Consider the following 8,389-nt stretch of genomic DNA (forward strand, 5'->3'; position numbering starts at 1 on the left):
GGATCGTGGACGGCCGGATCGCCTACATGGCGAACTACCACGACACCGTCCCCTTCCAGGTGCTGAGCCAGGACTGAGGGGAGGCGGACCGTGGCCACAGAGCAGTACGACTACGTGATCGTCGGCTCCGGCACCGCCGGCAGCGTCCTGGCCGACCGCCTCTCCGCCGACCCGGACGTCTCCGTCCTGGTCCTGGAGGCCGGCGGCGACCGCATCCCGCCCGAGGTGGACGACCCGTCCTCCTGGTACAAGCTGCTCGGCGGACCCGTCGACTGGGGCTACACCAGCGTCCCGCAGCCCGGACTGGGCGGACGCCGCACGTACGAACCGCGCGGCAAGGCCCCCGGCGGCAGCAGCAACCTCTACATCATGATGCACATCCGGGGCCACGCCTCGGACTTCGACAACTGGGCCTACCAGGGCGCGGCCGGCTGGGCGTACGAGGACGTGCTGCCGTACTTCGCCCTGCTGGAGGCCCAGGAGGACGTCACCGCCGCGACCACCGGCACCGCCGGACCGCAGCGCGTCACCAACGCCGGGCGGCACGGCCCCAACCCGGTCTCCCGCGCCTTCATCGACGCCGCCGTCGAGCTCGGCCACCAGGAGATCGCCGACTTCAACACCGACGGCCCGCGCGGCGGGCTCTTCGGCACCGGCTGGCACCACATCGACGTGGCCGACGGCCGCCGCCAGGGCACCCTGGCCTCCTACCTGGAGCCGGCCCTCACCCGCCCCAACCTGACCCTGCGGACCAGTGCGCAGTCCACCCGGCTGCTCTTCGAGGGGGACACCTGCACGGGCGTGGAGTACGTGCAGCTCCAGCCCCCGGCCGAGGTCCCGGGCCGCACGGTACGGGACCGCCACAGCACCGCCGCGGCCCCCGGGCTGCACATCGTACGGGCCCGCCGCGAGGTGATCGTGGCCGCCGGGGCGATCGAGTCCCCGAAGCTGCTGCTGCTCTCCGGCATCGGCCACCCCGAGCAGCTGCGCGAGCACGGCATCGCCGTCACCGCGGCCGTCCCCGGGGTCGGCGAGAACTTCCACAACCACGTCCTGACCGGGCTGATGGCCGAGGTCACCCAGGAACTCCCGGCGCCGGCGCAGAACCTGTCGGAGAGCGCGCTGTTCCTGTCCTCCCGGCCCGGACTGCCCGCCCCGGACCTGCAGATCGCCTTCGTCCACGTCCCCTTCGACGTGATCGTGGGACAGAACCACCCGAACACGGTGTCCATCCTCCCCGGCGTCGTCCGCCCGGTCTCGCGCGGCTCGATCCGCCTCGCGAGCGCCGACCCGCTCGCCCACCCGCTGATCGACCCGAACTACCTGGGCGACCGCTGGGACCTGGAGCGGATGGTGCAGGGCGTCAAGATCGCCCGGGAGATCTTCGCCACCTCCGCCTTCTCGCCCTGGTACAAGCAGGAGCTCCAGCCGGGGCCCGGCGCCGTCACCGACGAGGACCTGCGGACCTTCGTCCGGCAGAAGGCGGAGAGCTACCACCACCAGGCCGGCTCCTGCCGCATGGGCGTCGACGACCTCGCCGTCGTCGACCCCGAGCTGCGGGTGCACGGCGTACGGAACCTGCGCGTCGTCGACGCCAGCGTCATGCCCGCCGTCCCGTCGGGCAACTGCCACACCGCCATCGCGATGATCGCCGAGCGCGCGGCGGACTTCCTGAGGGGGGTGTCCCGTGCCTGACGCCGTACTGCGCGAGGGCGCGCTGAGCGGGACGCGGATCGCGGTCCTGGTCGAGAGCGACTTCTACGAGCCGGAGATCTTCTACTACCAGCGCCGGTTCGCGGAGGAGGGCGCCGAGGTCGACTTCCTGACCCGGCTGTGGGGCAACGACTCCATCACCTTCTCCGGGCACGAGTACCGGGCGCCGTTCACCGCCGACAAGTCCCTGGAGGGGCTGAGCGACGAGGAGCTGCGCCGGTACGCGGCGGTCATCGTGCCCTCGGGCATGGTCGCCGACCGGCTGCGCTACACCGAGGACGTGGACGTGCTGGCGCCCGCGACCGAGTTCCTGCGCCGTGCCTTCGAGGAGCCGACCGTCCTCAAGGGGATCATCTGCCACGGCATGTGGCTGGCCTCCTCCATCCCCGGCAAGGTCCGCGGCCGCAAGGTGGTCTGCCACAACAACCTCATCGGCGACGTCCGCAACATGGGCGCCGAGTACGTCAACGAGGACGTGGTGGTCGACGGGGACCTGGTCACCGGCCGCACCGGCGCCCACCACCACCTCTTCGCCCGCCGGATCATCGAACTGCTCGCGGCCGGGCGGGGCCGGGGGACCGCCTGATGGCCGGCGCCGGCGAGCGCGCGATGGTCTGGTCGCACGTGGGCCTCAACTGCGCCGACCAGAAGAGCACCGAGGAGTTCTACACCCGGTACTTCGGCTTCACCCGGGCCCGGGTGGTCGACCTCGGGGAGTCCCGGATCGTGTTCCTGCGCAAGGGGGACGCGTACCTGGAGCTCTTCGAGTCGGCCGCCGGCCCGGCCCGCCCGGCCCACGACGACGGGCCCCCGGCCCCGGGCCGGATCCGGCACCTGGCCTTCCAGACCGACAGCGTCGACGCGTTCCTCGCGGAACTGGGCGACGCGGCCGACGTGACCCTGGGGCCGCTGGACTTCGACGACTTCATCTGCGGGTGGCGGACCGTCTGGGTCCGCGATCCCGACGGGGTGATCGTCGAGGTCAGTCAGGGATTCGAGGACGACCGCTCACACGACAAGGACGGTGCATGACATGGCGGGCTCGACCGGCTTCTCCTTCTCCGACACGATCGCGGGCTACGTCGTCCGCTTCGACTCAGCCTCGCGGCTGCTGCGCCTGCGGACCGCCGACGACCGGGAGTTCGACGTCTCGCTCGCCTCGGGCCCCAGCGCCGAGCTGGTGCGCAACCTGGACGAGCCGTACATCGACGCCTCCGGGCACATCGACGAGATGCTCTCGGCCGGCCGGTTCCTGTTCGCCTACGGCGTCCACTACCCCGAGCAGGGCGGCCGCTTCGACGCCAAGAGGCTGGTGTTCCTGGGCCGCAGCGCCGAGGACTACCGCTTCGAGGAGGCCGGCTGGTGGGTCAAGCAGATCGAGTCCCTCGCCGACTTCTACAAGCGGGCGCAGTTCGGCGACGGGCCGGTGGACTTCGACCAGTACCGCACCGAGATCCGGCTCGGCGGTGACAAGACCGCCAGCCACGTCCAGGAGACCGACACCATCTCCCGCCTGGTCTACGGCATGGCCTCGGCCTACCTGCTGACCGGCAAGGACGAGTACCTGGAGATCGCCGAGCGGGGCACCGAGTACCTGCGCAAGCACATGCGGGTCGTGGACACCGAGGAAGACGTCGTCTACTGGTACCACGGCATCAGCGTCGACGGGGACAGCGAGCGCAAGCTGTTCACCTCGGAGTTCTCCGACGACTACGACGCGATCCCGATGTACGAGCAGATCTACGCCCTGGCCGGCCCCATCCAGACCTACCGGGTCACCGGTGACGTCCGGATCAAGAACGACGCCGACGCCACCATCCGGCTGTTCGACAAGTTCTTCCACGACCCGGAGCAGGGCGGCTACTTCTCGCACATCGACCCGATCCTCTTCAGCCCCGACCACGAGTCCCTCGGCGAGAACGCCGAACGCAAGAACTGGAACTCCGTCGGCGACCACGCGCCCGCGTACCTGATCAACCTGTACCTGGCGACCGGCGAGCAGAAGTACGCCGACTTCCTCGAGTACACCTTCGACACCATCGCGGACAAGTTCCCGGACTACAAGAACAGCCCGTTCGTCCAGGAACGCTTCTTCCGCGACTGGTCGCACGACACCGCGCACAGCTGGCAGCAGAACCGCGCGGTCGTCGGGCACAACCTGAAGATCGCCTGGAACCTGATGCGGATGAACTCGCTGAAGGCCAAGCCCGCCTACGAGGAGCTCGCCCGGAAGATCGGCGAGATCATGCCGGCCGTCGGCAGCGACCTCCAGCGCGGCGGCTGGTACGACGTGGTCGAGCGGGTGAAGGAAGGGGACCAGGAGACGTATCGTTTCGCCTGGCACGACCGCAAGGCCTGGTGGCAGCAGGAGCAGGCGATCCTCGCCTACCTCATCCTGCACGGCACCGTCGGCGGTGACGCGAACCTGCGCGAGGCCCGCCAGGCGCAGTCCTTCTACAACACCTTCTTCCTCGACCACGACGAGGGAGCCGTGTACTTCAACGTGCTCGCCAGCGGCACGCCGTACCTGCTCGGCACCGAGCGGCTCAAGGGCAGCCACTCGATGTCCATGTACCACTCGGCGGAGCTCTGCTACCTCGCCGCCGTCTACAACAACCTGCTCATCAACGGCCGGGAGATGGACTTCCACTTCCAGCCCGACCCGGCCGACCTGCCCGGCCGGACGCTGCGCGTCTCGCCCGACCTGCTGCCCGCGGGCTCGGTGCGGATCGCGTCCGTGGAGATCGACGAGAAGCCGTACGAGGAGTTCGACGCGGACGAGCTGACCGTCCACCTCCCCGACGTCCAGGGGCGGGTCAAGGTCAAGGTCCGGCTCCGGCCTGTGGCCCAGAAGTAGTGCCCAACGGGGGGCGCCCCAACCAGAGGGGAAGCACGACATGAGTCTGAACCTGAAGGAACGCCGGAACAAGGCGGGCACCGTGCTCGTCGCCACCGGCGAGATCAACAGCGAGACCTCCGGCACCCTGCTGGAGACCCTGCTGCCGCTGGTCCGCGAGGGCCGGCCGCTGCGCATCGACCTGACCGCCGTCACCTACGTCTCCAGCGCCGGCCTGCGCACCCTGCTGGTCGTCTACCGCGAGGCCCAGCACGCCGGCGTCGCCGTCACCCTGTACGGGGTGAGCGAGGAAGTCCGGTTCGTCATGTCGGCCACCGGCTTCCTCGACTTCTTCGAGACCGGCGAGGCCGCGGCCGCCGCCGGCCGGGCCAGGGCCGCGCGATGAGCGAGACCCGCGCCGAACGAGTGCTGCGCGTGGACGCGTACCCGACCCACGAAGTGGGCGGGTACCGCGTCCGCGCGGGCAAGCCGTTCCCCTTCGGGGCCAACGTGGTCCCCGGCGGGGTCAGCTTCTCCGTCTTCTCCGACCAGGCCACCTCCATGACCCTGGTCATCTACAAGCGCGGAGAGCCCGAGCCGATGGCCGAGCTGGAATTCCCCGAGGAGTTCCGCACCGGCAGCGTCTTCTCCATGACGGTCTTCGGCCTCGACCACGAGAACATCGAGTACGGGTACCGGGCCGACGGCCCCTACGACCCGGTCACCGGCCACCGCTTCGACGCCCGCCAGGTCCTCTCCGACCCCTACGCCCGGCTGATCGCCGGCCGCGACGTGTGGGGCGTGGAGCCGGACCGCAGCCGCGGCTACCAGTACCGCTCCCGGGTCTGCCTGCAGGACTTCGACTGGGGCGACGACACCCCGCTGGGGATACCCGCCGAGGACCTCGTCGTGTACGAGGCCCACGTCCGCGGCTTCACCCGGCACCCCTCCTCACAGGTCACCGCCCCCGGCACCTTCGCGGGGCTGCGGGAGAAGATCCCGTACCTCAAGGAGCTCGGGGTCAACTGCATCGAGCTGCTCCCCGTCTTCGAGTTCGACGAGAGCGACAACCCGCGCAGCAACCCGGAGACCGGCGAGAAGCTCTACGACTACTGGGGCTACAACACCGTCTCCTTCTTCGCGCCCAAGGCCGGCTACGCGGCCACCGGACGCTACGGGATGCAGGGCGACGAGTTCCGCACCCTGATCAAGGACCTGCACGCGGCCGGCATCGAGGTCATCCTCGACGTCGTCTTCAACCACACCGCCGAGGGCAACGAGCAGGGCCCGACCATCTCCTTCAAGGGCCTCGACAACGCCACGTACTACATGCTCACGCCCGAGGGGTACTACTTCAACTTCAGCGGCACCGGGAACACGGTCAACTGCAACCACCCCGTCGTGCGCAACTACGTGCTCGACTGCCTGCGCCACTGGGTCGCCGACTACCACGTCGACGGCTTCCGCTTCGACCTCGCCGCCATCCTCGGCCGGGACCTGGACGGCACCCCGCTGCCCAACCCGCCGCTGCTGGAGATGCTCGCCTTCGACCCCGTCCTGCGGCACACCAAGCTCATCGCCGAGGCCTGGGACGCGGGCGGCCTCTACGAGGTCGGCAACTTCCCGGCCTACGGCCGCTGGGCCGAGTGGAACGGCAAGTACCGCGATACCGTGCGCCGCTGGCTCAAGGGCGACCCCGGGGTCACGGGGGAGCTGGCGACCCGGATCGCCGGCTCGCCCGACCTCTACTCCAGCCGCGGAACCACCGCCTCCGTCAACTTCCTGACGGCCCACGACGGTTTCACCCTGGCCGACCTGGTCTCGTACAACGACAAGCACAACGAGGCCAACGGCGAGGGCAACAACGACGGGGCCAACGACAACAACAGCTGGAACTGCGGGGCCGAGGGCCCCACGGACGACCCCGAGGTCAACGCGCTGCGGCTGCGGCAGATGAAGAACGCCCTGGCCATCCTGCTCACCAGCCAGGGCATCCCGATGCTGCTGTCCGGTGACGAGGTCGCCCGCACCCAGCAGGGCAACAACAACACCTACTGCCAGGACAACGAGCTGTCCTGGTTCGACTGGGACCAGGTCGACGAGAACGCCGAACTGCTCCGCTTCACCCGCGAGATGATCGCCTTCCGGGGCCGCCACCGCGAGCTGCGCTCCACCACCCACCCCACCGGCCGGCTCCGCGACAGCCTGGGGCTGCCGGACATCAGCTGGCACGGGGAGCGGGCCTGGCAGCCCGACTGGTCGCCGGAGAGCCGCCTGATAGCGGTGGCCCGCTGCGGCACCGCCGACGAGGACGTGGTGTACGTCGCCATGAACTCCCACTGGGAGGCGCACGACCTGGAACTGCCCGCCCTGCCCCACGGCCGCAGCTGGCACCTGTTCGCCGACACCGGCGCCGAGGCCCCGCACGACATCCGCACCCCGGGGACCGAGCAGGAGCTCGACAACGCCGGCAAGTACCTGATCGGACCGCGCTCGGTCGTGATCCTGGTCGGCCGCGCCAACGACCCCGAGTGACCGAAGGAGACCTGACATGCCGCTTTCCGTGTCCCTGAGCATCGAGGGCGACACCACCGTGATCGAACTGACGGGCGAGCTGGACGCCAAGACCGCGCCGGAGTTCCACCAGACCATCGAGAAGGCCGCAGGCCACGGCACCAGCACCGTCGAGATCCGGATGGCGGGCGTCGGCTACATGGCCAGTGCCGGGCTGCGCTCCCTGGTCTTCGCCCAGCAGAAGGTGGCGGACCACGTCACCATCAGGGTCGTCGGTGCGATCGAGCCCGTCTCGCGGACCATCCGCACGGCCGGCCTCGACCGCAGCATCCAGCTCTCCGATGACTGAGTCACCGACGACCGAGCCGGGCGCCCGGGCCGGTGAGTGAGATGGTCGAACTGGCGAGGAAGCCCGCCGTACTGGAGGTGCCCGCGACGCTGGGGGCACTGGGCGAGATCGCCGAGTTCGTCCTGCGGCTGGCCGCCCGGGCCCGCCTCGGCACCGGGGCGACGTACCGGATCCGGCTGGCCGTGGACGAACTGGCCACCAACATCGTGATGCACGGGTACCGGGGCGGCGAGGGACGGATCACCGTCCTGGGCCGCTCCGGTCCCGACGGGGTGCGGATCGTCATCGAGGACACCGCCCCCGCGTTCGACCCCGTCGCAGGCCGCCTGCCCCCCCCCCCCGGGATCCCCCCGGAGCGGCGGCGGGTCGGCGGCCTCGGCATCCACCTGGCCCTGACCAGCGTGGATGAGTACACCTATGTCCGCAGGGACGGCCGCAACATCAGCACGCTGACCGTCAAGGCCGAGGGGACGGACGACGTATGCCCTCCACGACCGTGATCATCCTGGACGTGCACCCGCTGCCCCCGGCCGAACTGCTCGAAGCGCTCCGGCTGATGGACGCGGAACTCGTCACCCCCACCCTCCCGCACCTGATGCGCGGCCGTCTGGACGCGCTGCCCGCGGGGGACGTGCTGCTCGTCCCCGCCGAAGCCGACGGGGACATCGTGCGCGCGGTCGTGCGCCGGCTGCGCCGCTGGGCCGGGGCCCCGGTCGTGGTCGCCTGGACCGTGGGGGACTACGCCGCCCTGGAGCGGCACGTCCGCCTCGGCCACGACTACCTCGTCCCGCCCTTCCTGCCCGCCCTGGTCGCGGCCAGGCTGCGCAGCTGCACCGAACGCGCCGGACTCGGCCGCACCGTGCAGGAGGCCGACGCCCGCGCCGAACTCATGGGCTACGAGAAGGAACTGGAGATCGGCCGCGAGATCCAGGCCGGGTTCCTGCCCGAATCGCTGCCCGTTCCAGCCGGCTGGGAGA

At 70.3% G+C, this 8,389-nt stretch carries 9 protein-coding genes; all 9 read left to right on the forward strand.

All coding sequences use genetic code 11. The annotated features are described in order from the left end of the window. The first annotated feature begins 90 nt into the window (after nucleotides 1–90). Complete coding sequence (locus tag VR44_RS05330; RefSeq protein ID WP_045946186.1) at nucleotides 91–1,695, forward strand: GMC family oxidoreductase; 1,605 nt, start codon at nucleotides 91–93, stop codon at nucleotides 1,693–1,695. Beyond that, nucleotides 1,688–2,299 (forward strand): DJ-1/PfpI family protein, encoded by a 612-nt coding sequence (locus VR44_RS05335; RefSeq protein ID WP_094191440.1) that lies wholly within the window; start codon nucleotides 1,688–1,690, stop codon nucleotides 2,297–2,299. Before VR44_RS05330 ends, VR44_RS05335 begins: the two co-directional genes overlap by 8 nt. Further along, nucleotides 2,299–2,745 (forward strand): VOC family protein, encoded by a 447-nt coding sequence (locus VR44_RS05340; RefSeq protein WP_094191441.1) that lies wholly within the window; start codon nucleotides 2,299–2,301, stop codon nucleotides 2,743–2,745. Before VR44_RS05335 ends, VR44_RS05340 begins: the two co-directional genes overlap by 1 nt. 1 nt (nucleotide 2,746) lies before the next feature. After that, nucleotides 2,747–4,570 (forward strand): AGE family epimerase/isomerase, encoded by a 1,824-nt coding sequence (locus tag VR44_RS05345; protein WP_045946187.1) that lies wholly within the window; start codon nucleotides 2,747–2,749, stop codon nucleotides 4,568–4,570. A 40-nt stretch (nucleotides 4,571–4,610) separates the two neighbouring features. Then, nucleotides 4,611–4,955 (forward strand): STAS domain-containing protein, encoded by a 345-nt coding sequence (locus tag VR44_RS05350; protein WP_045946188.1) that lies wholly within the window; start codon nucleotides 4,611–4,613, stop codon nucleotides 4,953–4,955. Further along, nucleotides 4,952–7,084 (forward strand): glycogen debranching protein GlgX, encoded by a 2,133-nt coding sequence (glgX, locus tag VR44_RS05355; protein WP_245691611.1) that lies wholly within the window; start codon nucleotides 4,952–4,954, stop codon nucleotides 7,082–7,084. Before VR44_RS05350 ends, glgX begins: the two co-directional genes overlap by 4 nt. A 16-nt stretch (nucleotides 7,085–7,100) precedes the next feature. Next, the gene (locus VR44_RS05360; protein WP_045946190.1) at nucleotides 7,101–7,412 is read left to right on the forward strand and encodes an STAS domain-containing protein; all 312 of its coding nucleotides are present in this window, start codon (nucleotides 7,101–7,103) and stop codon (nucleotides 7,410–7,412) included. Nucleotides 7,413–7,453: 41 nt separating this feature from the next. After that, nucleotides 7,454–7,912 carry an ATP-binding protein gene (locus VR44_RS05365; RefSeq protein WP_045946191.1) on the forward strand — a complete coding sequence of 153 codons (459 nt, stop codon included), beginning with the start codon at nucleotides 7,454–7,456 and terminating at the stop codon, nucleotides 7,910–7,912. Beyond that, a partial coding sequence (locus VR44_RS05370) for a hypothetical protein (RefSeq protein WP_045946192.1) occupies nucleotides 7,894–8,389 on the forward strand: 496 nt, incomplete at its 3' end. The genes VR44_RS05365 and VR44_RS05370, both read left to right, overlap by 19 nt.

The sequence above is a fragment of the Streptomyces katrae genome (genome assembly GCF_000966975.1).
GTDB classification, from domain to species: domain Bacteria; phylum Actinomycetota; class Actinomycetes; order Streptomycetales; family Streptomycetaceae; genus Streptomyces; species Streptomyces katrae.

Bases quoted from the DNA above. Each gene is read 5' to 3' on its own strand.
- VR44_RS05345 (WP_045946187.1), top strand. From the start codon at position 2,747: ATGGCGGGCTCGACCGGCTTCTCCTTCTCCGACACGATCGCGGGCTAC.
- VR44_RS05340 (WP_094191441.1), top strand. From the start codon at position 2,299: ATGGCCGGCGCCGGCGAGCGCGCGATGGTCTGGTCGCACGTGGGCCTC.
- VR44_RS05350 (WP_045946188.1), top strand. From the start codon at position 4,611: ATGAGTCTGAACCTGAAGGAACGCCGGAACAAGGCGGGCACCGTGCTC.
- VR44_RS05360 (WP_045946190.1), top strand. From the start codon at position 7,101: ATGCCGCTTTCCGTGTCCCTGAGCATCGAGGGCGACACCACCGTGATC.
- VR44_RS05365 (WP_045946191.1), top strand. From the start codon at position 7,454: ATGGTCGAACTGGCGAGGAAGCCCGCCGTACTGGAGGTGCCCGCGACG.
- glgX (WP_245691611.1), top strand. From the start codon at position 4,952: ATGAGCGAGACCCGCGCCGAACGAGTGCTGCGCGTGGACGCGTACCCG.